This is a genomic window from Nisaea sediminum, assembly GCF_014904705.1.
GTDB classification, from domain to species: Bacteria; Pseudomonadota; Alphaproteobacteria; order Thalassobaculales; family Thalassobaculaceae; genus Nisaea; species Nisaea sediminum.
On record NZ_JACZCQ010000006.1, the window covers coordinates 867,211 to 890,240 of the forward strand.

General features: G+C 65.5%; 28 protein-coding genes and 1 other RNA gene. 20 read left to right on the forward strand and 9 right to left on the reverse strand.

Annotation, left to right across the window (positions count from 1 at the left end):
* Window positions 1-19: 19 nt before the first annotated feature.
* A complete protein-coding gene (locus IG122_RS16150; protein ID WP_193185635.1) occupies window positions 20-475 on the forward strand; it encodes a hypothetical protein in 456 nt (151 codons plus the stop codon).
* A 43-nt stretch (window positions 476-518) separates the two neighbouring features.
* Window positions 519-615, forward strand: an RNA gene (ffs, locus tag IG122_RS16155) — signal recognition particle sRNA small type.
* Window positions 616-625: 10 nt separating this feature from the next.
* Here the strand turns inward: ffs and IG122_RS16160 are convergent.
* Window positions 626-1,168 (reverse strand): GNAT family N-acetyltransferase, encoded by a 543-nt coding sequence (locus tag IG122_RS16160; RefSeq protein WP_193185638.1) that lies wholly within the window; start codon window positions 1,166-1,168, stop codon window positions 626-628.
* A complete protein-coding gene (locus IG122_RS16165; RefSeq protein ID WP_193185641.1) occupies window positions 1,165-2,340 on the reverse strand; it encodes a GntT/GntP/DsdX family permease in 1,176 nt (391 codons plus the stop codon). The genes IG122_RS16160 and IG122_RS16165 overlap by 4 nt, the downstream gene beginning before the upstream one ends.
* Window positions 2,341-2,420: 80 nt before the next feature.
* Between IG122_RS16165 and IG122_RS16170 the strand changes: the two genes are divergently transcribed.
* From IG122_RS16170 to IG122_RS16195, 6 genes are all read left to right on the forward strand, one after another.
* Window positions 2,421-3,335 carry a LysR substrate-binding domain-containing protein gene (locus tag IG122_RS16170; protein WP_193185644.1) on the forward strand — a complete coding sequence of 305 codons (915 nt, stop codon included), beginning with the start codon at window positions 2,421-2,423 and terminating at the stop codon, window positions 3,333-3,335.
* Between the two features lie 115 nt (window positions 3,336-3,450).
* Window positions 3,451-5,229: a DNA polymerase III subunit gamma/tau gene (locus tag IG122_RS16175; protein ID WP_193185649.1), complete on the forward strand. Its 1,779-nt coding sequence runs from the start codon at window positions 3,451-3,453 to the stop codon at window positions 5,227-5,229.
* Between the two features lie 4 nt (window positions 5,230-5,233).
* Window positions 5,234-5,557, forward strand: a complete 324-nt coding sequence (locus tag IG122_RS16180; protein WP_193186244.1) for a YbaB/EbfC family nucleoid-associated protein — start codon at window positions 5,234-5,236, stop codon at window positions 5,555-5,557.
* Between the two features lie 28 nt (window positions 5,558-5,585).
* A complete protein-coding gene (gene recR, locus IG122_RS16185) occupies window positions 5,586-6,173 on the forward strand; it encodes a recombination mediator RecR (protein ID WP_193185654.1) in 588 nt (195 codons plus the stop codon).
* A 2-nt stretch (window positions 6,174-6,175) separates the two neighbouring features.
* On the forward strand, window positions 6,176-7,096 hold the full coding sequence (yddG, locus tag IG122_RS16190; RefSeq protein WP_193185657.1) for an aromatic amino acid exporter YddG: 921 nt from the start codon (window positions 6,176-6,178) through the stop codon (window positions 7,094-7,096).
* Entirely contained in the window at window positions 7,093-8,706 is a 1,614-nt protein-coding gene (locus tag IG122_RS16195) for a glycosyltransferase family 4 protein (protein ID WP_193185660.1), read from the forward strand. The genes yddG and IG122_RS16195 overlap by 4 nt, the downstream gene beginning before the upstream one ends.
* Here the strand turns inward: IG122_RS16195 and IG122_RS16200 are convergent.
* Genes IG122_RS16200 through gloB form a run of 3 tightly spaced genes read right to left on the reverse strand, consistent with a single transcriptional unit; the run spans window position 8,703 to window position 10,595 of the window.
* Window positions 8,703-9,149 carry a cupin domain-containing protein gene (locus tag IG122_RS16200; protein WP_193185663.1) on the reverse strand — a complete coding sequence of 149 codons (447 nt, stop codon included), beginning with the start codon at window positions 9,147-9,149 and terminating at the stop codon, window positions 8,703-8,705. The genes IG122_RS16195 and IG122_RS16200 overlap by 4 nt on opposite strands.
* A gap of 5 nt (window positions 9,150-9,154) precedes the next feature.
* Complete coding sequence (locus IG122_RS16205) at window positions 9,155-9,766, reverse strand: glutathione S-transferase (RefSeq protein ID WP_193185667.1); 612 nt, start codon at window positions 9,764-9,766, stop codon at window positions 9,155-9,157.
* Window positions 9,767-9,824: 58 nt separating this feature from the next.
* Window positions 9,825-10,595: a hydroxyacylglutathione hydrolase gene (gene gloB, locus IG122_RS16210; RefSeq protein WP_193185670.1), complete on the reverse strand. Its 771-nt coding sequence runs from the start codon at window positions 10,593-10,595 to the stop codon at window positions 9,825-9,827.
* A 113-nt stretch (window positions 10,596-10,708) separates the two neighbouring features.
* On the opposite strand from gloB, the gene IG122_RS16215 reads away from it, so the two are divergent.
* From IG122_RS16215 to IG122_RS16240, 6 genes are all read left to right on the forward strand, one after another.
* Window positions 10,709-11,491, forward strand: a complete 783-nt coding sequence (locus IG122_RS16215; protein ID WP_193185674.1) for a class I SAM-dependent methyltransferase — start codon at window positions 10,709-10,711, stop codon at window positions 11,489-11,491.
* Entirely contained in the window at window positions 11,488-11,805 is a 318-nt protein-coding gene (locus IG122_RS16220) for a putative quinol monooxygenase (protein ID WP_193185677.1), read from the forward strand. Before IG122_RS16215 ends, IG122_RS16220 begins: the two co-directional genes overlap by 4 nt.
* A gap of 7 nt (window positions 11,806-11,812) precedes the next feature.
* Complete coding sequence (locus IG122_RS16225) at window positions 11,813-12,334, forward strand: GNAT family N-acetyltransferase (RefSeq protein ID WP_193185680.1); 522 nt, start codon at window positions 11,813-11,815, stop codon at window positions 12,332-12,334.
* A gap of 170 nt (window positions 12,335-12,504) precedes the next feature.
* Window positions 12,505-13,296 carry a chorismate mutase gene (locus IG122_RS16230; protein ID WP_193185683.1) on the forward strand — a complete coding sequence of 264 codons (792 nt, stop codon included), beginning with the start codon at window positions 12,505-12,507 and terminating at the stop codon, window positions 13,294-13,296.
* Between the two features lie 61 nt (window positions 13,297-13,357).
* On the forward strand, window positions 13,358-14,464 hold the full coding sequence (locus IG122_RS16235) for a pyridoxal phosphate-dependent aminotransferase (protein WP_193185686.1): 1,107 nt from the start codon (window positions 13,358-13,360) through the stop codon (window positions 14,462-14,464).
* Window positions 14,461-15,435, forward strand: a complete 975-nt coding sequence (locus tag IG122_RS16240; RefSeq protein WP_193185690.1) for a prephenate/arogenate dehydrogenase family protein — start codon at window positions 14,461-14,463, stop codon at window positions 15,433-15,435. Before IG122_RS16235 ends, IG122_RS16240 begins: the two co-directional genes overlap by 4 nt.
* Here IG122_RS16240 and IG122_RS16245 read toward each other — a convergent pair.
* Window positions 15,412-16,497 carry a DUF2125 domain-containing protein gene (locus IG122_RS16245; protein WP_193185693.1) on the reverse strand — a complete coding sequence of 362 codons (1,086 nt, stop codon included), beginning with the start codon at window positions 16,495-16,497 and terminating at the stop codon, window positions 15,412-15,414. The genes IG122_RS16240 and IG122_RS16245 overlap by 24 nt on opposite strands.
* A 34-nt stretch (window positions 16,498-16,531) precedes the next feature.
* On the opposite strand from IG122_RS16245, the gene IG122_RS16250 reads away from it, so the two are divergent.
* Both IG122_RS16250 and IG122_RS16255 read left to right on the forward strand, forming a co-directional pair.
* Window positions 16,532-17,158, forward strand: coding sequence for a gamma-glutamylcyclotransferase (locus tag IG122_RS16250; protein ID WP_193185696.1), 627 nt, complete (start codon window positions 16,532-16,534; stop codon window positions 17,156-17,158).
* A gap of 141 nt (window positions 17,159-17,299) precedes the next feature.
* Window positions 17,300-18,004 carry an SDR family oxidoreductase gene (locus IG122_RS16255; RefSeq protein ID WP_193185699.1) on the forward strand — a complete coding sequence of 235 codons (705 nt, stop codon included), beginning with the start codon at window positions 17,300-17,302 and terminating at the stop codon, window positions 18,002-18,004.
* A 13-nt stretch (window positions 18,005-18,017) separates the two neighbouring features.
* On the opposite strand, the gene IG122_RS16260 is transcribed toward IG122_RS16255, so the two are convergent.
* The 3 genes from IG122_RS16260 to IG122_RS16270 all read right to left on the reverse strand — a co-directional run bounded on the left by IG122_RS16260 (window position 18,018) and on the right by IG122_RS16270 (window position 19,880).
* Entirely contained in the window at window positions 18,018-18,866 is an 849-nt protein-coding gene (locus IG122_RS16260) for an NUDIX hydrolase (protein ID WP_193185704.1), read from the reverse strand.
* 28 nt (window positions 18,867-18,894) lie between these two features.
* Window positions 18,895-19,146 carry a hypothetical protein gene (locus IG122_RS16265; RefSeq protein WP_193185707.1) on the reverse strand — a complete coding sequence of 84 codons (252 nt, stop codon included), beginning with the start codon at window positions 19,144-19,146 and terminating at the stop codon, window positions 18,895-18,897.
* A gap of 227 nt (window positions 19,147-19,373) precedes the next feature.
* Complete coding sequence (locus IG122_RS16270; RefSeq protein WP_226893599.1) at window positions 19,374-19,880, reverse strand: J domain-containing protein; 507 nt, start codon at window positions 19,878-19,880, stop codon at window positions 19,374-19,376.
* Between the two features lie 491 nt (window positions 19,881-20,371).
* Here IG122_RS16270 and IG122_RS16275 point away from each other — a divergent pair, with 491 nt between their 5' ends.
* The 4 genes from IG122_RS16275 (at window position 20,372) to IG122_RS16290 (ending at window position 22,985) form a co-directional block, all read left to right on the forward strand.
* Complete coding sequence (locus tag IG122_RS16275; protein WP_193185710.1) at window positions 20,372-20,566, forward strand: twin transmembrane helix small protein; 195 nt, start codon at window positions 20,372-20,374, stop codon at window positions 20,564-20,566.
* Window positions 20,567-20,605: 39 nt separating this feature from the next.
* Window positions 20,606-21,175 (forward strand): cob(I)yrinic acid a,c-diamide adenosyltransferase, encoded by a 570-nt coding sequence (locus IG122_RS16280; RefSeq protein ID WP_193185713.1) that lies wholly within the window; start codon window positions 20,606-20,608, stop codon window positions 21,173-21,175.
* A gap of 125 nt (window positions 21,176-21,300) precedes the next feature.
* Window positions 21,301-22,050: an electron transfer flavoprotein subunit beta/FixA family protein gene (locus IG122_RS16285; RefSeq protein ID WP_193185716.1), complete on the forward strand. Its 750-nt coding sequence runs from the start codon at window positions 21,301-21,303 to the stop codon at window positions 22,048-22,050.
* Complete coding sequence (locus tag IG122_RS16290; protein ID WP_193185719.1) at window positions 22,050-22,985, forward strand: electron transfer flavoprotein subunit alpha/FixB family protein; 936 nt, start codon at window positions 22,050-22,052, stop codon at window positions 22,983-22,985. Before IG122_RS16285 ends, IG122_RS16290 begins: the two co-directional genes overlap by 1 nt.
* Window positions 22,986-23,030 lie beyond the last annotated feature (45 nt).

The window sequence follows — 23,030 nt, forward strand, 5'->3', positions numbered from 1 at the left end:
AATTGACTGGGAGGCTCCGTTGCTTCGGATCTGTCTGTTCCTGGCGGCTGGAATTGCCGCCCTCTCCCTCCGTCCCGCTCTTGCGGCGGGCGGCGTCGACGAGGTGATCAAGTCGGCAACGGCGGAATGCGCCGCCATCGACGGTGGTATTCTGACGGTCGGAACCAACGCCATCCAGCACCTCGATCTAACCGGCGACGATATTCCGGATGCGCTGATCGACGGCTGGGAGCTTTCCTGCTCCTCCTCACACACCCTTTTCTGCGGCGGTACCGGCGGATGCCGCATCTTTCTTGTTGTCGGCCACAAGGTCAGAGAGGAGATGTCCAAGGGCTGGGAGCTGATTCGCTTCGGCAACATGCAGGTTCTGCTATTGCAGGTGCATGGCTCCGCCTGTGGCGGTACCAATCTGCGCAGCTGCGTCAAGGCTCTTGTCTGGTCGGACGGAGCGTTCCGCTCGATCGGTGAAGACTAGACTCCCCTTGCATTCCGCCCCTATCCCCCGATATAGAACCCCCGGAAGGCTGGGACGGACGAGCTCCTCGCCAATCCGGTCAGGTCCGGAAGGAAGCAGCCGTAACGAGTTTCGGTTCGGGTCGCTCCCAGTCTTCCACCTAACTCCCCGTCATTCGGATGATCTGAAATCCGCCGCCCTTCCCTCCGGCGCGGCGAGGCTGCGCTGCATGTAGACGACGTCTACCGGGCGCCCGAATTTCCAGCCGATCCCGCGTGCGATACCGACATGCCGGAAGCCGAGCTTGCGGTGCAGGGCGATGGACCCGGCGTTTTCGCTGTCACCGATCACGGCGAGCATTTCCCGAAAGCCGGTTACGGCGGCGCGCATTACGAGCTCGGAGAACAATCGCGTTCCGACGCCTTTTCCCCTCATCTCCGGCGCGAGATAGATCGAGTCCTCCGCCGTGAAGCGGTAGGCCGAGCGCGCCTTGTGCTGCGTCGCATAGGCATAGCCGACGACGATCCCCTCCAGTTCGGCGCAGAGCCAGAAGTGACCGGAGTCGCGGACCGCTGCGAGACGTCGCGCCATCTCGTCTTCGTCCGGAGGCACCTCCTCGAAGGTCGCGGTGCCGGTCAGAACATGAGGCCGGTAGATCCCCGCGATCCGTGGAATGTCTTCCGTCCGCGCATCGCGAACGAGGACGCTGTTCATATCAGTCCGCTCCATGTGAGTGCGAGCAGGCAGAGAAACCCGACCGCGGCCTGAAGGACCGACCCTGCTGTCAGGATCGCGATGCTGCGGTCCCGCCCTTCCGCGAAGCACGTGGTCCGGACGATCCAGTAGAAGCTGTCGTTGGGAAGAATGGCGATGAAGGAGCCGAGGCAGATCGCGAAGACCGCTGCCACGCCCGGCAGGCCGAGTTCGACGACCGCGGGGGCGGCGACCGGGGCGATCGCCGCGAATGTCGCCATGCTGGAGCCCTGCATCAGTTTGAACGCGGCGCTCAGCAGGAACAGGCCGAACAGCCCGACGGCTCCGGTGGTTCCGGGGAGAAAGGCGGTAAAGGGCAGCACGTGGGTCAGCACCGTACCGAAGGCGGAAGCGCATCCGATCAGGAGCAGCAGTGCGCCGGTCCGCCGGACCGCGCGGTCGAGACACGCCCGGCGGTTCGACGGCTCGAGCAGGACGAGCGCCAGGATTGCCGCAGCAAGCAGCGCGCCTTTTGGATGGCAGAGGAAACCGGCGAGGGGCAGGGCGGATAGTCCGGGGAGCGCGCCGAGGATCAGCAGTATTGCAAGGAGGCCGAACGGAAGCATCGGGCGGAGCGCGGCGGCTCTGGCGGCCGGCCGGGTTTCCGGCGGCGAGCCAGGTATGTCCCTGTCCAGGAACCTCCGCCAGACCAGTCCGGTTAACCAGACGGGCAGGGCCAGGAGCATGCCGGCAAGGATGATGGCATCGCTCTCGACCCCGAGCCCGGTGGCGACGATCAGCGGACCCGCGGGGTAGAGCAGCTTGAAGCCAGTATAGGCGCCGAAAGCGACATCGAGCTTCCGCCGACCCGCGATCGGAGCGAGGGACGCGAATGCGGTGTCAGGACAGACCATTCCAGCGCCTGCAACCGGAGCGGCCATGACCGCGAGACGGCCGTCCAGGGTGAGGGCGTGCTCTTCCATCGCCGCGGCGAGGGTGAAAGACGGCAGGAGGATCAGCGCGAACTCTCCGAGCGCCAGCCCGAAGCCGGTATTGAAATTGGCGATGAGCTCGGGAGTGCTCATGCCGCTGGCGAGGCCGAGCGCGATCGTGACCAGCGCCATCCAGACCGGAAGTGGAAGGTCCGGAGCCCCCCGGCGGATCCCGGAAGCGGCGGATTGGACATGTCCCATGGCAGTATCTCCAAAGCTGCATTAGGATCATGCTAGAGAGGGCATACGACGCCAAAAAATGAGAAAGAGCGCGAGTCATCATGAGATTTAGTCATGATATTCTTCATCGCATACCGGTTCGCAGCCTGCAGGTCTTTGAGGCCGCGGCGCGCCATGGGAGCTTCACCCAGGCGGGGGACGCCCTCGGCATCACGCAAAGCGCGGTCAGCCGGCAGGTTGGCGAACTGGAGAAACGACTTGGCGTGCCGCTTTTCGCGCGCGCCGGACCGCAGGTCGCGCTCACGCGCGCCGGGGAGGCGCTGTTCGAGCGCGCCGCCCGGGCCTTCGCCGAGCTGCGGGCGGGTGTGGCGGCCTGCCGCGCGGTCGAGGGGCTCTCCAATGTCGTGACCCTCTCCATGCTGCCGTCGGTCGCCGCGCTCTGGCTGGCACCACGCCTTGAGGAATTCGCGAAAGCGCATCCGGAGATCGATCTGCGCGTCTCCGCCTCGCGCCATCTGGTGTCGTTCGAGGCGGAAGGGATCGATCTCGCAGTCCGTTACGGTCCGGGAAACTGGTCCGGCCTCACGGCGGAATTCCTGGCTTCGGAGACGGTCCGGCCGGTCTGCACGCCGGATTATGCGGAGCGCATCGGCATCGAGCGGCCGTCCGATCTCTTGAAGGCGACTCTCATACACCCGGATATCGACGAGGGATGGCCCGCCTGGTTCGCGGCGGCCGGAGTCGCGGTGGACGCGGTTCCGTCGGGACCCCGCTTCAGCGACGACACGGCAGCGCTCAATGCCGTGCTCGGTCACCAGGCCGTTTTCCTCGGGCGGTCCGTGCTGACGGCCCGGGAGCTCGAAGCCGGGCGGATCATTGCTCCCTTCGACATCGAAATACCGGCCAGCTTCAGCTACTGGCTGGTCCGCCCGAAGGGGCAGGAGCCGGGCGTGGCCCGCGATTCGGTGCGCAAATGGATTCTCCGGTCATTCGGACGGCCCGAACCGGGTGTCTGAAACTGTCTGAACGGAACGAGTTTCGGAGCGCGTCTCCGCCGGTTGCACGATTGTTGGCGCCGGGAGTGGCCGGGTTGCTTCCCTGTCCCCCGTCACTCCCCTATGATCCCGAACCATGGATGATCTAACACCTCCCCAGACCCAACAGGCGCCGGGCGAGTATCGTGTGCTCGCGCGCAAGTACCGCCCGCAGACCCTGGATGATCTGAAGGGCCAGGACGCGCTGGTGCGCACGCTCCGGAACGCGCTCGCCTCCGGCCGCCTGGCGCATGCCTTCGTGCTGACCGGGGTGCGCGGAGTCGGCAAGACGACGACGGCGCGGATCATCGCCAAGGGACTCAATTGCATCGGTCCGGACGGCTCCGGCGGGCCGACTGTGACGCCGTGCGGCGTCTGCGATCCGTGCCGGGCGATCACCGAGGACCGCCATGTCGACGTGATGGAGATGGACGCCGCGTCCCGTACCGGCGTCGACGACATCCGCGAGATCATCGACGGCGTGCGCTACAAGCCGGTCTCGGCGCGCTACAAGGTCTACATCATCGACGAAGTGCACATGCTCTCGCGCAACGCCTTCAACGCGTTGCTGAAAACGCTGGAAGAGCCGCCGGAGCATGTGAAGTTCATCTTCGCGACGACCGAGATCCGCAAGGTGCCGATCACCGTGCTGTCGCGCTGCCAGCGCTTCGATCTCCGCCGCTTCGACGTTTCCGAGCTGATGGAGCTGTTCGGCACGATCTGCGGCAAGGAAGGGGTCGAGGCGGACGAGGAAGCGCTTGCGCTGATCTCCCGCGCCGCCGACGGTTCGGCCCGTGACGGTCTCTCGATCCTCGACCAGGCGATGGCACTTTCTGATGGCCGGATCGCCGCGGCGCAGGTGCAGGAGATGCTCGGCCTCGCCGACCGGGCGCTGATCTTCGACCTGTTCGAGAAGGTGATGGGCGGCAAGACCGCTGACGCGCTCGCCGACGTGCGCGCGATGTACGCGTCCGGCGCCGACCCGGTGGTGATGCTGCAGGATCTGCTAGATCTCACCCACCTGATCACCCGGCTGAAGACGGCGCGCGAATCCGCGCTCGAGGGCGCCTCGGAGCTGGAACGGACGCGGGGCGTCGCGTTCGCCGACAAGCTCTCCCTGCCGGTGCTGGCGCGGACCTGGCAGATGTTGATGAAGGGCCTCGGCGAGGTCCAGAACGCGCCTTCGACGCTTGCCGCGCTCGAGATGGTACTGATCCGGCTCGCCTACACGGCGGACCTGCCGCCGCCCGGCGAGCTGGTGAAGGCGATAAAATCGGGAAAGCCTGACGCGGCCCCGTCCCGCCAGCCGGCGGCCGCGGAAAACAGGGTGGCGGATCCCCGGCCGGAGCCGGTCGCAGAGATGCCTGCGCCCCGCGCCGAGCCTGAAGCACCTCCTCCCGCGCCTCCGCCTCCCGAGGAACCCGCCGCACCGCAGATCCCGGAGAGTTTCGAAGCCGTCGTGGCGCTGTTCGAGGAAAAGCGCGAAGCCTTGCTGCATGCCCTGCTCAGCCGTTCGGTCCGTCCGGTTTCCGCGGGCGCGGGCCATCTTGAGCTGATCCTCGATCCGGGCGCGCCCGAGAGCCTGCCGGGACAGGTCGCCGCGAAGCTGAAGGAATGGACCGGGATCCACTGGATCGTCGAGGCGAGCGATGCTGCGCCGGGCGATGAGGAGATCCACACGCTGGCCGAGCGCAAGGCCAATGCGGAGGCGGCGAAACGCAAATCGATCGCCGAGCACCCTGTGGTGGCCGCGGTGCTTGAAGCCTTCCCCGAAAGCACGATAGAAGCGATCCGTCCGCTGGTGCGCGAGACCGAAGACGCGGCGCCTGAAGCGGCGACCTACCCGGACGAGGACAGCCAGGCAAACGAGGCATGACGTGATGAAAAATCTCGGCAACATGATGAAACAGGTCCAGCAGATGCAGGACCGCATGCAGGAGATGCAGGCGCAGCTGCAGGAGCTGGAAGTCGAAGGCTCCAGCGGCGCGGGCATGGTCACGGTCCGGATGACCGGCAAGGGCGAGATGAAGGCGATCAAGATCGATCCGTCTCTCGTCGATCCGTCCGATACCGAGGTGCTGGAAGACCTGATCCTCGCGGCCGCCAACGACGCCAAGGCGAAGGCGGACGAGAAGATGCAGGAGGAGATGCAGAAGCTGACCGGCGGCCTGCCGCTGCCTCCGGGCTTCAAACTGCCGTTCTGATCTCCGCGGCGGCAGACGGCGTTCCGGCATGGATGAACTCGACCGCGTGATGCATTACCTGGCGAAGTTGCCGGGGCTGGGCCCCCGCTCCGCGCGCCGGGCGGTGCTGCATCTCCTGCGCAAGCGCGAGACGCTGATGCGCCCGCTCGCCGACGCCCTCGGCCAGGCGGCAGAAGCGGTCACCGACTGCTCCGTCTGCGGCAATCTCGATGCCTCCGACCCCTGCCATATCTGCCGCGACGAGAAGCGTGACGGCTCGGTCATCTGCGTCGTCGAGGATGTCGGCGACGTCTGGGCGCTGGAACGGGCAGGCGCCTTCTCCGGCCGCTATCACGTGCTCGGCGGCCTGCTTTCCGCGCTCGACGGGGTGGGGCCGGAGGATCTCAATATCGAGACCCTTGTGACCCGCGCGCATGCGCCGGAGGTGACGGAGATCATCCTCGCTATGGACGCGACCGTCGACGGCCAGACCACGGCGCACTACATCTCGGACCGGCTTGCCGGAGGCGGGGTTTCGATCACGCGCCTGGCACGGGGCGTCCCGGTCGGCGGCGAGCTCGACTATCTCGACGACGGGACCCTGACCCAGGCGCTCAAGGCGCGCCGGGAAGTCTGACGATGGATGAGAGCAAGGCCCGTTTACGAGCGACCGCGATCGGCTTCTCCGCCGTCCTGATGTGGGCGACGCTGGCGCTCTTCACCGCGCTCTCCGGCAAGGTGCCACCGTTCCAGCTGCTCGCCATGTGCTTCTCCGTCGCGACTGTGATCGCCTGCATCTTCTGGCTGGCGCGGGGACAGAATCCGCTCTCCTACATGCGCCAGCCGCCCCTGGTCTGGCTGCTCGGGGTCGGCGGGCTGTTCGGCTACCATTTCTTCTACTTCCTCGCGCTCCGGAACGCGCCGGCGGTCGAGGCGGGTCTGATCGCCTATCTCTGGCCGCTGCTGATCGTTCTCTTCTCGGCGCTGCTGCCGGGCGAGCGGCTGCGATGGTTCCATATCGCCGGCGCCGTGCTCGGGCTCGGCGGGGCGGCCCTGCTGGTCACGCGCGGCGAAACGCTCGAGCTCGACCCGCGCTATTCCCTCGGCTACCTCGCGGCCTGCGTCTGCGCGCTCACATGGTCGAGCTATTCGGTGCTCTCGCGCCGTTTCGGCGCCGTACCGACCGAGGCGGTCGGCGGTTTCTGCGCCGTGGCGGCTGTGCTGGGCGCGCTCTGCCATCTCGCTTTCGAGCAGACGGTCTGGCCCGAGGGCGCGCTTGAATGGGCATCGGTGCTGCTGCTTGGCCTCGGTCCGGTCGGCGGGGCCTTCTTCACTTGGGACTACGGCGTGAAGCGCGGCGATATCCAGGCGCTCGGCGCATCCTCCTACGCCGCGCCGCTGCTCTCGACGCTGCTGCTAATCCTGGTCGGACTGGCACCCTTCACCTTCGTGGTGGCGGCGGCCTGTCTTCTCATCGTCGGCGGTGCCGTGCTCGCCTCGAAAGACATGATCTTCAAACCGAAGCCCGTCCCGGTGACGATCGCGGAGGACCCGACATGAACGCACGCACAGCCCTCCATTTCGCTCCGGAGCCCGGTGACACCTCCCGGCTGGTCGGCCGCCAGGTCGCCAATGCCGGGTTCGTGAAAGCCTATCTGGAGCACGGTGCGCCGGGCGAGGTGCCAATCCATGCCCTGCCCGCCGATTTCGAACAGTTCCGGGCGTCCTTCCCGTCCGGCCGGACGCTGCGCCACCTCTCCGCCGCCCAGCCGCGCGCGCTCATGGAAGCCGGAGGCCTCTTCATGCCGGGGCCGGCGCTGGCGAAACGGGCTTGGCACCGCCAGCTCCTCGGGCGCGGACGCTACAGTCTCTCGGGCGTGACCCACGCCATGGCCTCGGTCCGGGCGCAGGATGCGGTACGCGAGATGGTGGTCGCACCGATGGCCTCCTGGGACGCGCTGATCTGTACCTCGGAAGCAATCAAGACGCTGGTTCAGTCTCTTGCGACGGAATATATCGAGGCCCTCGGGCCGGTCACCGGCGGAAAGCCGCGTTTTCAGCCGCAGCTTCCGGTGATCCCGCTCGGCGTCGACACGGCCGCGCTCGCGGGCATCGGCGAGGCACCGGGTCTCGCCTTCCGGAACGCGCAGGGGATCGCCGAGGACGGTTTCGTCGTGCTCTATCTCGGGCGTCTCAGCTATCACACCAAGGCGCATCCGATCCCGCTCTACCGGGCGCTCAGCCTGCTGGCGCGCCGGACCGGCCGTGCGGTGACGCTGATCGAGGCCGGCTGGTATTACAATGCCGAGACCGAGACGGCGTTCGACGCGGCGGTTAAGGCATTCGCGCCCGAAATCTCCGTCGTGAAGGCCGACGCCCGCGACGAGGAAGTGAAGGCGGCGGTGCTTTCGGCGGCGGACGCCTTCATTTCGCTCGTGGACAATGCGCAGGAGAGTTTCGGGATCACGCCGGTCGAGGCGATGGCGGCGGGTCTGCCGGCAGTGGTCAGCGACTGGGACGGCTATCGCGACACTGTCGTCGACGGCGAAACCGGCATGTGCGTGCCGGCTCTGATGCCGCCGCCGGGTGCCGGCTACGAATATGCCTGGCGCCATGGATCGGGAGAACACGATTACGACGTCCATATGGGGCTGATCGCCCAGCATGTGGCGGTCGATATTCCGAAGACCGTCGCGGCGCTGGCGGCGCTCGCGGAGGCTCCCGGCAAAGCCCGGGAGATGGGCGAGGCGGCCGCGAAGCGTGCCCGCGACACCTATGACTGGCGGGTGATCGTGAAGGCCTATGACGCGCTCTGGCAGGAATTGGCCGAGCGCCGGGCGTTCCATGCCGGGGAGGAGGGCCGCGACGTTCCGCAGATGGCAGATCCCTTCGCCACCTTCGCCGGTTTCGCCAGCGAAACGATCAAGCCGCCCTTCGGCGTCAGGCCGGCGGAGGACGCGGAAAAGCTGCTCGACCTGCTGGCGGCTTCCCCGATCGCGGCGATGGACCGGCGCAGTCTCGACGATGGGCGCGCTCTGGTCGCCGCGATGCGGCAGCAGGGTCCGATGGTCATGGAGCAGGAGCTGTCGGAAAAACAGATCGCGGAGGCGGCACGGACCTTCCGGGCGCTCGCCTGGCTCCTGAAAATGGGTGTGGTGGAAAAGGTTTAGCCCGGTTTCCGCGGGGTCGGGCGCCAGTCCGGCGGGGCCATTTCGAAGCCGGAAAACTCGAAGGCCGGGGCCACGGTGCAGCCGACCAGCGTCCATTCCCCGAGGCTTTCGGCCGTTTGCCACCAGCCTTCCGGAACCACGACATGCGGTTTCTCGCCCGCGAGAACGTCCGGGCCGAGTCGATGCGCCTCGGCGTCGTGACCGTTGGGCGAGAGCGTCAGCGCGAGCGGCGCGCCGGCATAGTGATGCCAGATCTCCGTCGCGTCATTGACCCGGTGCCAGGCGGAAAACTCGCCGACGGGCAGCAGGTAGTAGATCTGTGTCACGGTCCCGCGGCCGCCGTCCGCGGGGCTGTGGCGATAGGTTTCGGCATAGTAGCCGCCCTCGGGATGCGGTTGCATCCCGAGATTCTCGACGATGGCTTTCCAGTCGGCGGAGCTCATCGGGATCAGGCCGGCGGCTGGGTTTCCTGCATGGATTTGCGCTCGGAGAACATCGCGTACCAGGCGGCGAGCGCCGGATAGGTGTTGCGCCAGCCCATGTCGCCATAGCGGAAGTCGAGATAGCCGCAGGCGCAGGCGGCGGCGATGATCCCGGCATTGATGCCGTCGCCGAAGGAGGCGGCTTCGCCGTCCAGCGCCTTCAGCGCGCCGTGGACCTTCTTCATCTGGCCGTCGACCCAGTCGTCCCACTGCTTCTCCGCCGGGCGCAGGCCGCGTTCGTAGCGGGCGTTGACGGCGGAATCCATCATGCCCTCGGCCGTCGCCTCGAGCCGCAGCACGTCCCAGCGCGCTTCGCCGCTCGCCGGATAATAACCGCAGGACGGGACGAGAGAGACGAGATACTGGGTGATGACGCGGGAGTCGTAGAGCGGCTTGCCGTTGTCCATCACCAGGGTCGGGATCCGGGTCAGCGGGTTGGCGGCCGCCAGGACGTCGCTCTGGTCGACCACGGAGGTCGTGACCTTGACGAACTCAACCTTGTCCTCGAGCCCGAGCTCTTTCAGCGTGACAAGAACCTTACGGACATAAGGAGAGGCCGGCGAGTAGATGAGTTTCATGCGATTTCGCTCCCTTGCATGATCCGGTTCGGGGAACCGGGATTCTCGAGTCGGTATTTCAGAAATTGTCCTTGCGCTTGCGCACTTCGGTGAAGACGGCGACCGGGTCGGCGCCCGCCATGCCGATGGAGGCGGCGAGGTCGGGTTTGTCTGCGCGGAGGAACGGATTGGTCTCAAGCTCCTCGCCGATGGTGGACGGTACCGTCGGTTTGCCGTCGGCGCGCAGCCGGTCGATCTCGGAGACCTGGGCCTGTAGTTTGGCGTTCCCGCCGTCGACCGAAATCGCGAAACGGGCGTTCGACTGGGTATATTCGTGGCCGCAATAGATTTTCGTCGAGGGCGGCAGGGCGCGCAGCTTCTTCAGCGAGGTCCACATCTGCTCCATCGTGCCCTCGAAGACCCGCCCGCAACCGAGCACGAACAGCGTGTCGCCCGAGAGCAGGATATCGGAGTCCGGGAAGAAGAAGGCGATATGACCGAGCGTGTGGCCCGGGGTCTCGAAGATCTCCGCCTCGTGCCCGGCGAAGTCGAAGCTGTCGCCCTCGGCCAGCGTGACGTCCATCCCCTTGATCCGTGCTGTCTCGGACTTCGGGCCGACGAGCGTGCAGCCGTATTTCGCGCGCACCGCCTCGTTGCCCTCGGTATGGTCGCCATGATGGTGCGTGTTGATGATGTGGCTCGGTTTCCACCCTCGCGCGTCGAGCGCCGCGATCACCGGAGCGGCCTCGCCCGGGTCGACCACGGCGGTCGCGCCGCTGTCCGCATCGTGAAGCAGGTAGACGTAGTTGTCGGACCTGACGGGGACCAGCACGACTTCCAGCTTGGACATGACCTTCTCTCCTCTGCGGGGGGACAGGAGCGCGGACCGTAGCATCAACCTTTTGACGCGGCCAAGCTGCGCACTATGATCCCTTCGCGACAAGTGAACTGCCGGCTTGGAACATGTTCAACGACGCCGTCGATCTCTGGGATTTTTACGGTACGCGCGTGGGCCAGGTCGCCCGACGCATGATTCGCCGCCGTATCCGCGAGCTCTGGCCCAACACGAAGGGCGAAACCGTGCTCGGTCTCGGCTACGCGACGCCGTTCCTGCGTCCGTTCCGGGACGAGGCCGAGCGGGTGATCGCCATCATGCCGTCGCAGCAGGGCGTGCTGCACTGGCCGCGCGACGGCAAGGGCCTGGTCTGCCTTGCCGACGAGGCCGAACTGCCGCTGCAGGACGTGTCCGTCGACAGGGTGCTTCTGGTTCACGCGGTGGAATGCACCGAGCAGCTCCGCGCCATGCTGCAGGAGGTCTGGCGTGTGCTCGCCGGCAACGGCAAGGTCCTTGTCGTGGTGCCGAACCGGCGGGGTATCTGGGCCCGGCTCGACCGCACGCCGTTCGGGCACGGCCATCCCTATTCGCCGTCCCAGCTTTCCCGCCTCCTGAAGGACAACATGTTCGCGCCGTCGCTCACCGCGCACGCGCTCTACATGCCGCCCTCGAACTCACCTCTGCTGCTGCGCTCCGCGCCGGCCGTGGAAAAACTCGGCGAACGCTGGTTCAACCGCTTTTCCGGTGTGGTATTGATCGAGGCAACGAAGCAGATCTATGCCCGTCCGAAAGGACGGGCGGTGCGCATACGCCAGCTTCTGCCGCTGCCGGGCCGTCGTGCCCCGGCGCTCAACGCGGCTGGAAGCCGCCGCAGCGTGGCGTTCGGACATCTAGGGAGGACAAAAAAATGATCGTGATCGCCGTGAACCTGATCGTCGCCGAAGCGGATGCAGACGCGTTCGAGACCCGGCTGCGCAAGCATGCCGCCAACAGCCTGACCCAGCCGGGCTGCAAGGGCTTCCTCGTCGCCCGCGACCAGGAAAAACCGGGCAGCTTCCATCTCTGGGAGACCTACGACGATCTGGATGCGTTCGAGGAACACAAGAGCGCCGGCTTCATGGCCGATTTCCGGGAATACTCGACGCCGCTGGTGAAGGAGCGCCACCTCGCGATCTGCGATCTGGTGCCGGGCGGCGTCGCCGAGCACGAGGGGCTGGTCGTCTAGGATCGGCATGTATCTGGAACATGTCGCGCGGGCGGACTTCACCGACCTCTACAAGCTTTGCACTCAACCGCAGATCTATCGCTATCTCTTCGATGGGGCGCCACCTGACTGGAGCTACCTCTCGGAGCGGATCGAAATGGCGCTGGCCGGCGCAAGCCGTCCCGGATTCGGGTTTTGGCTGCTGCGTCATCCGGACTTCCCGCTCGCGGGAGCGGTGGATCTCGCCGACGGCGAGATTCCGCGCAGTCGCACGTTGACATGGCTCCTGCATCCGGCGCTCTGGGGGCGGGGCATCGCGTTTCGCATGGCCTGGACCGCCCTTCTGACCGCCTTCGAGGATCCTGAGATCGATCTCGTGATCGCCGACGCGGACGGAGACAACCGGGCGTCGCGGGGCCTGATGGAGCGCCTCGGCATGAGCTTCCGGCGCGAAGTCAGTTTTCCCCTCGGGCCCGGCGTTGAATACGGTTTCCGGCGCGGCGACGAGGGCCCTGACCCGGCTCCGGCGCTGCTCGAGATGAGAGGCTAGCCATTCCGCATCTTGGCCGATTTCCGCCCGCCGGTGATCAGCTTGCTTGAATTCGCGGTCTGCCGCCGCTATTGCTGTCCGCCGCGCCGCAATCGGGAACAGTGCGGCGCAGGGTTTCTCTCGCCGGGCGCTTCGGGTCCGGCCGATGCTTCGATGGGAAGGCATATCCGGTGAGCACGCTCGATGACCTGAGGCGCGAGATCGACGGGATCGACGAGGCCCTGCACGATCTACTGATGCGCCGCGTCGAGATCGGCAAACGGGTGGCCGAGGCCAAGGGGGGCAATCGCGGACCCTATTTCCGTCCGGGACGGGAAGCGCAGATCATCCGCCGGCTGGTCGCGCGCAACGAATCCTATCTCAACGTCCCGACCCTGATCCGTTTCTGGCGCGAGATCCTGAGCGCGAACCTGAATATGCAGACCCATGTCCACGCCGCGGTCTTCATGGCCGAGGGCGCGGAGAAGGTCTACGATCTGGCGCGCGATCATTGCGGCATTTCCGCCTCTATCGAATGCATGAGCGATGCACAGCAGGTGCTGGATGCGGTGGCGTCCGGCGCGGCGACGCTCGGCGTGCTTCCGGGCTTTCCGATGACCGTCGCACGATGGTGGCCGCTGCTGCTTTCCGACAGGTCCGAAGGCACGGCGCCGCGCATCATTGCGCGGCTTCCTTTTTGTGAGACCGGCCCCGAGGACGGGGTGAACGGTTTTACCGGCGATGCCTTCATCGTCGCGGCGCAGGAGCCTGAAGGCTCCGGCGAGGACCGGACGCTGTTCGCCGTGCCCGCGGATCACGCCGTCGAGGGCGTGATCGTGGACGAGGCCGGCGGCTTCAAGCTGGTCGAGCAGGCCGGTTTCCTCGAAGCTCCGCTGGGGCTGGAACGACATATGGGCGGCCGCGAAGGCGAGGTGCCCTATTACCGCATCGGCGCTTACGCGGTCCCGGTTCACGCCGGTTGATCCTTCCGGCCCAAGGCCGGTCCTGCTTTTCCGTTCCAGTTTTCATACGAGCGACAGACCGATGTCCACGATCAAACCGAAATCCTCCATCGCGACGATGGTGAGCTACACGCCGAACCATGGCGGCGCCAAGAAACCCGGAAAGGTGATCCGCCTCTCCGCCAACGAGGGCGCGCTCGGCATGAGCCCGAAGGCCCTCGCGGCCATGCACAGTGTCGACCCGGACCTGCACCGCTATCCGGCGGTCGCCGCCAGCCGTCTCGCCGAGGCGGTCGGACGGCGCAACGGCATCGATCCGGCGCGGATTGTCTTCGGCTGCGGCTCCGACGAGCTGATCCAGGTGCTCTGCCTCGCCTATCTCGAGCCGGGCGACGAGGCGATCTATACCCAGTACGGCTTCCTGGTTTACCCGATGGCGACCCGGATCGCCGGCGGCGTGCCGGTGGTGGCGCCGGACGACGAGTACACGGTCAGCGTCGATGCCATCCTGAAGGCCGTGACGGAGCGGACCCGGATGGTTTTCCTCGCCAATCCGAACAATCCGACCGGGACCTACATCCCGCAGGAGGAGGTCAAGCGCCTGCGCGCCGGGCTGCGCGACGACATCCTGCTCGTGCTCGACGCGGCCTATTGCGAATACGTAACGAAAAACGACTATGACAGCGGCATCGAGATGGTCGAGAACCACGATAACGTGGTCATGCTCCGCACCTTCTCGAAGCTCTACGGCATGGCGGGGCTGCGGCTCGGCTGGGCCTACGGTCCGAAGGATATCGCCGCGACGCTGGAAAGCATCAAGCAGCCCTTCGGGGTGAATTCGCTCGCCATCGCGGCGGGGATCGCGGCGGTCGAGGATCTCGCCTTCCAGGAAGCGGTGATCGAGAGCAACAACAAATGGCTGCCCTGGTCGGCCGGGAAATTCGCCGAGCTCGGGCTCGAGGCCCTGCCGACGGTGACCAACTTCCTGCTGCTCCGCTTCCCGGAGACGGACGGCAAGACCGCCGAGGCGGCGCGTCTCTTCCTCGCGGAACGGAACATTCTGGTGCGCGAGATGGGAGGCTATGGCGTCCCGGACACGGTGCGCCTGTCGATCGGCACCGGCGAGGAAATGCGTGAGGTCGTGGACGCGCTAGCGGACTTCCTCGGCAAGGAAAGGCCCGTATCATGAGCAAGGACGGCTTTCCGAAAGACAAGCCGGTCTTCCGGCGGCTCGCGGTTATCGGCTGCGGCAATATCGGCTCCTCCGTCGTCCGCGCGGTGCGTACGACCGGCAATGGCGCGGCCCATGTCGCGGTTTTCGATCCGAATCCGGCGGTGCGGGCGCGGGTGCGTGAGCTCGGCATCGCCGATTCCGTCCATGACGGCATTGCCGAAGCGGTCGAGGGGGCGGATTGCGTCGTGCTCTGCTCTCCGGTCATGACCTACGGAGCGATCGCGAAGGAGATCGCGCCTCATCTCGCCAGAGGAGCGGTGCTGACCGATGTCGGCTCTGTGAAGATGGCGGTGGTGAAGGATGTCGCGCCGGAGGTGCCGGAGGGCGTCCATTTCGTGCCGGGTCATCCGGTCGCCGGGACGGAGAAGTCCGGCCCCGACGCCGGTTTCGCGGAGCTCTTCCAGGGCCGCTACTGGCTGCTGACGCCCGAGGCGGGCACGGACGAGGGAGCGGTTTCCAGGCTGGTCGAGCTCTGGTCCCGCGTCGGTGCCATTGTCGAGGTGATGGACGCGGCCTATCACGACAAGGTGCTGGCCCTGACTTCGCATCTGCCGCACCTGATCGCCTACACGATCGTCGGCACCGCCTTCGATGTGGAGGAACAGGAGCGCCAGGATGTGATCCGCTTCTCCGCGGGTGGTTTCCGGGATTTTACACGCATCGCCGGTTCCGATCCGACCATGTGGCGGGACATTTTCCTGACCAACAAGGACGCGGTGCTGGAGATGCTGCAGCGCTTCAACGAGGACCTGACCGCGCTGCAGCGGCAGATCCGCTACGGCGAAGGCGACAAGCTGTTCGACTTCTTCACCCGCACGCGGGACGTCCGGCGCAGTGTCGTGGAAGCGCATCAGGCCGGCACCAACCCGTGGGGTCCGGGCGCCAACGGCGATCACCCGGCGTCAGAAACCGGGAAGCCGAAATAGCGTAAAGGGACCGGCGCTCACGCGCCCGTCCTGTGCGGCGACCGGGACGCTGACGATCCGAGTCCCGTCGCTGGCGCTTGTCCGGCTGAAGGCGCCCAGCACGAGTTTGGCGATTTCGGCCGCGTCCTGCTTCAGGTGACCCGCCTCGACCAGATCCCGGATCGCTTCGTCGAAACCTTTCACTTCCAGCGTTCCGGCGCCTTCCGGGCGCAGCAGCCGGTCCAGCGCCAGGGTGGCGCTGAGACGGAGGCCGACCGGATCCATTGCGAGCGTGAAACGGTCGATCTCGAGCGTTCCGCCGCTGTCCCGCCAGAGCGCGAGATCCTCGCTGTCCGTGCCGGTCAGGACGCCGCGCAGCGTCGCTTCCATGGCGAGCGCCGCATGCTGGGCCTTGGTGCCCATCGCGGCGAGGGCCGGGCTTTCGACCCGCGTTGCGGTCAGGTTGACGACGGCGGAGGCTTCGGTGTGATCCTTGATCTCCTCCGCCTGATCGACCGTCAGCGAGGCCGCGACGAAGCGGGCGGCCTCGCGCGGGCCGCGCCCGTCGCCCATGCGCTCCGAGGTCAGCAGCCCGCCGAGCACGGTCAGGCGCGCATGCTCAAGCACGCCGGAGCCGTAGAATCTCGTTTCCAGTTGCGTGCGCGGGGCGGCTCCGAGGGTGACGACGGTGTCGGTGTCGATATTGCGCTGACGTGCGGTGACCGGTGTTTCCGCCGTGAAGGTATAATCGAGCGGTGCCCAGGGCTTGGCGACCGCTCTCAGCTTGCCGAGCTCCACGGTTTCCTCGATCTGGCCGCGCCGCCGCGCGTAGGACACATCGGTGGCCAGCACGGACATCTCGAAGGGAAAGCCTTCGAAGCGCAGCTCGCCATAGGCGACCTCATTGCCGCGCGCGCGCTCTTCCGCCGCCCAGTCCTCGATCTTGCCCTCCAGCCAGAAGGCGGCGGCGAACCAGTTCCCGACATAGGTCAGCACCGCGAGTGCGACGATGAAGGACAGAACGGTACCGATGCGCCTCTGGCGCTTGTGCGGCGGCGGGGAGGGGATTATCTCGGAGATCATGTCAGTTCTTGCTTTCCGTGAAGTCCGCCAAGATATGAACTCCGATTGTGGCGATCTATGGGTCTTCGGTTACGGCTCGCTTATGTGGCGGCCGGGATTCGAGTATCTCGAACGGGTGCCGGCGCGCCTGCAGGGCTATCATCGCGATTTCTGCGTCTGGTCGCATCGTTATCGCGGGACTCCGGAACGCCCAGGGCTGGTGCTCGGGCTGGATCGCGGCGGTTCCTGCCGCGGTATCGCCTACCGCGTGGCGGAAAGCAAGCGGGAGCGGGTGCTCACCTATCTGCATGAACGGGAAATGATCACCGGCGTCTACGCGCCGCGTGTGTTGCCCGTGAACGCCTGGGAGACCGGACGCCGTGTTGGCGCGCAGGCCTATGTCGTCGACCGCGGCCATGCGCAATATGCCGCCGGACTGACGCCGGAGGAGCGCGCGGCGCTGATCATCCAGGGGCACGGTACCGCGGGACCGGGCCGCGATTATCTCGCCAATACGGTCGGCCATCTCGCCGAACTGGGCATGCCGGACCGGCGCCTGATGCATCTGCTGTCGCTGGTCGAGAGAATGCTGGACGGCACGCTCGCCATGCCCGCAGCCCCGGCCGGGCCGCCGGCGCATCCGGCGAACCGTCCCGGGGTGCGGCCGGATAAACCGATCTGAGCGATTCCTGTGCACGGCATGTGTGCTGCGCGGGAACGATTGTCATTCCTAGGGCCGCCCAAGCTTGAAACAGCGCATTAGCTTCCGATGTGCATCAATTGATGATTCAATTGATCGATTTCAGGTCAAAGGAGAATGAATATGACGGACAAGAAGGTTGCATTGGTGACGGCTGGCGGCAGCGGCATGGGCGCCGATGCGGCGAAACGGCTTGCGGTGGACGGCTTCAGGGTCGGGATTCTCTCTTCTTCCGGCAAAGGCGAGGCGTTGGGGACAGAGCTCGGCGGTTTCGGTGTCACCGGCTCGAACCAGTCGATTGAGGATCTGAAGCGGCTGGTCGATGGTGCGGTCGAGCGCTGGGGACGGGTCGACGTTCTGGTGAATTCTGCCGGTCACGGCCCGAAGGGCCCGGTTCTCGAGCTGAGCGACGAGGACTGGCACGATGGGATGGAGGTCTATCTCCTCAATGTCGTCCGTCCGACGCGTCTCGTTACGCCGTTAATGCAGAAGCAGGGCGGCGGGGCGATCGTCAATATCTCCACCTTCGCCGTCTTCGAGCCGGACCCTCTCTTTCCGACTTCGGGCGTGTTCCGGGCAGGGCTTGCCGCCTTCACCAAGCTCTTCGCGGACAAGTATGCGGTCGACAATATCCGCATGAACAATGTCCTGCCCGGCTTCATCGACAGTCTGCCGGAGAAGGAAGACCGCAAGGCGCGCATTCCGCTCGGCCGCTATGGGCGCGCGGAGGAAGTTTCCTCGCTCATTTCCTGGCTTGCGTCGGACGAGGGCGGTTACATGACCGGTCAGAATCTGAGGATCGACGGAGGTGTTACCCGCTCCGTCTGAACGGATTTGTATTTCAGTCGACCGGTCGTCGCAATCCGCTCGCGAGCTCGAAATAATCCGGATGATCCGGCGCGATGAAGCCGTGCCGGATCAGGAAGTCGATGATCGCGAGGTTGCAGTTGTACTTGAAGGCGTCAGGCTCGGTCTCGACGATCCGCATCACCTCGCCGATCGGAAGCAGTTCGAAGCTCTCGACCTCTCCGTCGACCGCCTGCGGCACGAAATCCGGATCGAGTTCCAGATCATAGATATACATAACGTGGCGCCTGAGACCTGCCGATGAGGCCATTCGGTAGCTCACGATGCCGGTCGGCCGGGCCGTCGCGGCGATCTCCGCCGGTATGCCCGCCTCCTCGGCGCATTCCTTCAGCAGATTGTCGAAAGCGGAGATGCCCGCCGGCTGTCCGCCGGCGACCATGTTGTCGAGCTTGCCGGGAAAGGTGGACTTGTCCTTGGCGCGCCGGGCGATCCACATGAAGGTTCCGTCGACCCGGCGAACAATGCCGTTCAGGTGGAAGCCCTTGTTTACGATGCCGAATTCGGTGGCCGCGCCCCGGTCGATAATGGCGAGCGGTTCCGCGTCGGGGCGGGTGAGAACCGGATAGAACTCACCGCGCGCTTTCGCGGCCAGCCCGGTATCACGGAGCACCTCGGACGCCTCGGCGAGTTTTTCGCTGAGCTCCTCGAAGGAGCCCGGGGGGAGCGCGAGGCCATTCCCGGACCGGGAAAAACCGCACTCCGGGAGTTTATCCGCGATGGCATGCGGGACCAGCCCGACCTCGGCCCCGCCAATCGACCAGGATTGGTAGTCGGCAGGATCGTGCGTGTTGCAGACCCGGAGATGGTGAAGGTATCCGCTCATGCTCCGGGCCGCTTTCTTGATTCCGGCCTCAGGAGAAACGCTTTTCCGAGACCAGCACCGAGGTGACGGAGACCATGCTCCGCATCACGGCGGCGGCATGGTCGCGCTGCGCATCGGTCAGGCCCTGGACCTGCAGGTCGATGGTGAGCTCGTCGCGCCGCCGGCCGCCGAGATCGCTGTGCCAGCGCGTCGGGATCAGGCCGAGCTTGGCGAAGGTCTCGAGCACGCGGGGCATCACAGACGGTTCGGCGCGGGCCTGCACGGAAAAGCAGGCGGTCACGTCCGCTTCGCTCTCTGGCTCGGAAAAAGCAGTGTGAAAAGAAGGGGATACAGCAACGTCTTGCATGACAAAACCACTCCGGTCGAGGGGGTCGAATAAGGGAAAACAGCACTGGCCCGGCCCTAATCAGAGGACCGGGTTGCTAATTCGCCCGATAATTCGACCGGCCAGACGCCGGAGAGGTTGGCTGTTCATGAGCGAGACCCTATTGCCGCCGTCCCGCGCCGTCAAGCGCGGGTGAGCTTCTCCAGCGCCTCGTTGAGCTGGCTCATGCGCTGATGGTCGCCGAAGGGGGAGTCCGGATGGAAAACGAGGGCGAGCCGGCGGTAGCGTCCGCGGATCGCCTTCTGGTCCGGAACCGCGGTCGGGGCGAAGCCCATGACATGCAGCGCCTCACTCCGGCTGGTGATCCCGTTGCGCAGGGGTTCGAACGCGAGATCCCCGATAATCCGTTGCAATTGCTCGATATCTTCCTCGAGGCGGGCCCGCGTCGCACCGTCGTTCTGGCGCCTCTGACGGTCCTCGGTGCTTTCAACGGCAAGCTGCCGTTCGCCCTCCGCCATCTTCAGCGAAAGCGCGAGGGCGCGGCGCAGGCGGGCAATGTCGTAGCCGATGGGCAGACGCAGCTGCAAACGCGGTTTTCGGCGCAGGGTGCGGCCTTTCGAGGGGCCGGACTGCAATTTCACCACTTCTCGATCGTCCGGCGCCGGTTCTCCGGGGTCTTCCGTCGACATGACGGTCTCATTCGGGATCAGCATGAGGACGGCGCGCGCCAGATCGGCGACGCTGGCGCCCTGTGAATCCGCAAGTGCAGTTACGCGATCCCGAAAGGCACTCGAGCAGGGGACAATGTAGGATTGGCTCTTCTTGTAATTAATTGAAATGGCTTCGTTTTTCCGGTTTTGGGCGGTATAGGCGAGGACTGAATCGTCAGGCATTTGGGATCACGAATCCTACTACAATTTGCGGTTCAGGGGCCCCGCATACCAAATCTTAGGGGGCATCCGGAAGTCTATTTCGGATAAAAAGTCAGAATCAACTGATAAATAAGTTACAATCAGTCGAATCTGTTTCGTTTTCGGTCCGATTTGTTAACGCGGGGTAAATTTTGGCCGGAAATTAAGGCGCATTTTTGTCAAATCGTTTCGTCCTTGGCGATGTGGCGGATTGACGCCCGTCACGCTTCCCACTGGTCTTCGCCGCCACGGCGTTCTATATCGGCGGCATGTCAGTTTTCGTCATCATCCTCATGGCCATCGCTCTGCTGCTGGTGCTCGGCACCCTCTTCGGCGGTCTCGTGTCCATGGCGCGCGGCGGTCCCGACGGACCAAGGCGCTCAAATCGTTTCATGCGATATCGCGTGTTATTTCAATTCCTTGCGGTCGTGCTCTTCATGATCGCCCTGGCCTTGTCGCGGTAGCGTCCGGCGTCCGGCGCAAATAGTTTCGGAGGCGTTCAGATGGTCCGGCTGACCAGGATCTATACCCGCGGCGGGGATGCCGGAGAGACGTCGCTCGGCGACGGGAGCCGGGTCAAGAAGCATTCGCTGCGCCCGGAAGCCTACGGGTCCGTGGACGAGGCGAACAGCGTGATCGGCCTTGCCCGGCTGCACACGACCGGCGCCGGCGACATCGACGAGATGTTGGCCCGCATCCAGAACGATCTGTTCGATCTCGGGGCCGATCTGGCGACGCCGGAGCAGGAAAATCCGAAATGGGAGCCTCTGCGGGTCGGCGCGGCCCAGGTCGAGCGCCTTGAGCGTGAGATCGACGCCATGAACGAGACGCTGAAGCCTCTGGATTCCTTTATTCTGCCCGGCGGAAAGCCCGCCGCGGCCTATCTTCATCTGGCGCGGACCGTGATCCGCCGGGCGGAGCGGGCGATGACCGCGCTGGCCGAGCAGGAGCCGGTCGGGGCCAATGCCATCAAGTTCGCCAACCGTCTTTCCGATCATCTGTTCGTGCTCGCTCGGCACATCAATGATGACGGCGCGGCCGACGTTCTCTGGGTTCCGGGCAAAAACCGCTGAAACAAGACGGCTTTCCCCGATGTCGCTTTGAGGTAAGAAGGCGGCGGGGTTAGCTTGACAGGCGAAAAACGCATCGCCTATGACCAGCTACCGCATATGAAACTCAAATCTCTTTCGGGGTCGCCATGAAGGTTCTCGTACCCGTCAAAAGGGTCATCGACTACAACGTCAAGGTTCGCGTGAAGGCGGACCAGACCGGAGTCGAACTCGCCAACGTCAAGATGTCCATGAACCCCTTCGACGAAATCTCCGTCGAAGAGGCGATCCGTCTCAAGGAAGCCGGCACGGCGAGCGAAGTGATCGCTGTCTCGCTCGGCGTCCAGCAGTGCCAGGAAACCATCCGCACCGCCCTCGCCATGGGCGCCGACCGCGGCATCCACGTGCTGCATGACGGCGATTTGGAGCCGCTCGCGGTCGCCAAGATGCTGAAGGCCGTGGTCGAGAAGGAGCAGCCGCAGCTGGTCATCCTCGGCAAGCAGGCGATCGACGACGATGCCAACCAGACCGGCCAGATGCTGGCCGCGCTGCTCGGCTGGGGCCAGGCCACCTTCGCCTCCAAGATCGAAATGGGCTCCGGCGAAGCCAAGGTGACCCGCGAGATCGACGGCGGCCTCGAGACCATCACGGTAAAGCTTCCGGCGATCGTCACCACGGACCTGCGCCTGAACGAGCCGCGCTACGCCTCGCTGCCGAACATCATGAAGGCGAAGAAGAAGCCGATCGACCAGATGTCGCCGGCCGACCTCGGTGTCGATCCGGCGCCGCGCCTCGAAACCCTGAAGGTCGAGGAACCGGCCAAGCGCGAAGCGGGCGTGAAGGTCGCCGACGTCGCCGAGCTGGTGTCCAAACTTCGCAATGAAGCAAAGGTGATCTGATGAGCGTTCTCGTCGTTGCCGAACACGATAATTCGGAAATCGCCCCGGCTACCCTGAACGCCGTGACCGCCGCGAGCCAGATCGGTGGCGACGTCGCCGTGCTGGTGGGCGGCAGCGGATCCGCCGCCGCCGCCGAGGCCGCCGCGAAGATCGCGGGCGTCGCCAAGGTTCTGCACGCGGATGCCGCGGAATATGCCAACGGCCTTGCCGAGAATGTCGCTCCGCTGGTCGTGGCGCTTGCGTCCGGCTACAGCCACGTCCTCGCCCCGGCGACCAGCTACGGCAAGAACGTGATGCCGCGCGTGGCCGCGCTGCTCGACGTGCAGCAGATCTCCGAGATCTCCGCCGTCGTCGACGCGGACACCTTCGTGCGTCCGATCTATGCCGGCAACGCCATGGCGACCGTGAAATCCTCCGACGCGGTGAAGGTCATCACCGTCCGCACCACCGCGTTCGACGCCGCCGCCGCCGAGGGCGGTTCGGCCGCCGTCGAAGCGGCAGACGCCAAGGGCGATGCGGGCCTGACCTCCTATGTCGGGGCCGAGCTCAGCAGCTCCGAGCGCCCGGAACTGACCTCCGCCAAGATCGTCATCTCCGGCGGCCGCGGCATGCAGAACGGCGACAACTTCAAGATGCTGGAAGAAGTCGCGGACAAGCTCGGTGCCGCCGTCGGTGCGTCCCGCGCCGCCGTCGATGCGGGCTTCGTGCCGAACGACTACCAGGTCGGCCAGACCGGCAAGGTCGTGGCTCCGGAGCTCTATGTCGCCGTCGGCATTTCCGGTGCGATCCAGCATCTCGCCGGGATGAAGGACAGCAAGGTCATCGTCGCGATCAACAAGGACGAGGAAGCGCCGATCTTTCAGGTCGCCGATTACGGCCTCGTCGCCGATCTTTTCGAGGCGGTGCCGGAACTCAGCAAGGCGCTGGACGACTAACGGCCGCAAACACTTGACAGCAAACCGGTGCCGGGCGTCCCATGC

Coding starts and splice junctions, on each gene's coding strand:
- IG122_RS16160 (WP_193185638.1), bottom strand. CDS start 1,168: ATGAACAGCGTCCTCGTTCGCGATGCGCGGACGGAAGACATTCCACGG.
- IG122_RS16165 (WP_193185641.1), bottom strand. CDS start 2,340: ATGGGACATGTCCAATCCGCCGCTTCCGGGATCCGCCGGGGGGCTCCG.
- IG122_RS16170 (WP_193185644.1), top strand. CDS start 2,421: ATGAGATTTAGTCATGATATTCTTCATCGCATACCGGTTCGCAGCCTG.
- IG122_RS16175 (WP_193185649.1), top strand. CDS start 3,451: ATGGATGATCTAACACCTCCCCAGACCCAACAGGCGCCGGGCGAGTAT.
- IG122_RS16180 (WP_193186244.1), top strand. CDS start 5,234: ATGAAAAATCTCGGCAACATGATGAAACAGGTCCAGCAGATGCAGGAC.
- recR (WP_193185654.1), top strand. CDS start 5,586: ATGGATGAACTCGACCGCGTGATGCATTACCTGGCGAAGTTGCCGGGG.
- yddG (WP_193185657.1), top strand. CDS start 6,176: ATGGATGAGAGCAAGGCCCGTTTACGAGCGACCGCGATCGGCTTCTCC.
- IG122_RS16195 (WP_193185660.1), top strand. CDS start 7,093: ATGAACGCACGCACAGCCCTCCATTTCGCTCCGGAGCCCGGTGACACC.
- IG122_RS16200 (WP_193185663.1), bottom strand. CDS start 9,149: ATGAGCTCCGCCGACTGGAAAGCCATCGTCGAGAATCTCGGGATGCAA.
- IG122_RS16205 (WP_193185667.1), bottom strand. CDS start 9,766: ATGAAACTCATCTACTCGCCGGCCTCTCCTTATGTCCGTAAGGTTCTT.
- gloB (WP_193185670.1), bottom strand. CDS start 10,595: ATGTCCAAGCTGGAAGTCGTGCTGGTCCCCGTCAGGTCCGACAACTAC.
- IG122_RS16215 (WP_193185674.1), top strand. CDS start 10,709: ATGTTCAACGACGCCGTCGATCTCTGGGATTTTTACGGTACGCGCGTG.
- IG122_RS16220 (WP_193185677.1), top strand. CDS start 11,488: ATGATCGTGATCGCCGTGAACCTGATCGTCGCCGAAGCGGATGCAGAC.
- IG122_RS16225 (WP_193185680.1), top strand. CDS start 11,813: ATGTATCTGGAACATGTCGCGCGGGCGGACTTCACCGACCTCTACAAG.
- IG122_RS16235 (WP_193185686.1), top strand. CDS start 13,358: ATGTCCACGATCAAACCGAAATCCTCCATCGCGACGATGGTGAGCTAC.
- IG122_RS16240 (WP_193185690.1), top strand. CDS start 14,461: ATGAGCAAGGACGGCTTTCCGAAAGACAAGCCGGTCTTCCGGCGGCTC.
- IG122_RS16245 (WP_193185693.1), bottom strand. CDS start 16,497: ATGATCTCCGAGATAATCCCCTCCCCGCCGCCGCACAAGCGCCAGAGG.
- IG122_RS16250 (WP_193185696.1), top strand. CDS start 16,532: ATGAACTCCGATTGTGGCGATCTATGGGTCTTCGGTTACGGCTCGCTT.
- IG122_RS16255 (WP_193185699.1), top strand. CDS start 17,300: ATGACGGACAAGAAGGTTGCATTGGTGACGGCTGGCGGCAGCGGCATG.
- IG122_RS16260 (WP_193185704.1), bottom strand. CDS start 18,866: ATGAGCGGATACCTTCACCATCTCCGGGTCTGCAACACGCACGATCCT.
- IG122_RS16270 (WP_226893599.1), bottom strand. CDS start 19,880: ATGTCGACGGAAGACCCCGGAGAACCGGCGCCGGACGATCGAGAAGTG.
- IG122_RS16275 (WP_193185710.1), top strand. CDS start 20,372: ATGTCAGTTTTCGTCATCATCCTCATGGCCATCGCTCTGCTGCTGGTG.
- IG122_RS16280 (WP_193185713.1), top strand. CDS start 20,606: ATGGTCCGGCTGACCAGGATCTATACCCGCGGCGGGGATGCCGGAGAG.
- IG122_RS16285 (WP_193185716.1), top strand. CDS start 21,301: ATGAAGGTTCTCGTACCCGTCAAAAGGGTCATCGACTACAACGTCAAG.
- IG122_RS16290 (WP_193185719.1), top strand. CDS start 22,050: ATGAGCGTTCTCGTCGTTGCCGAACACGATAATTCGGAAATCGCCCCG.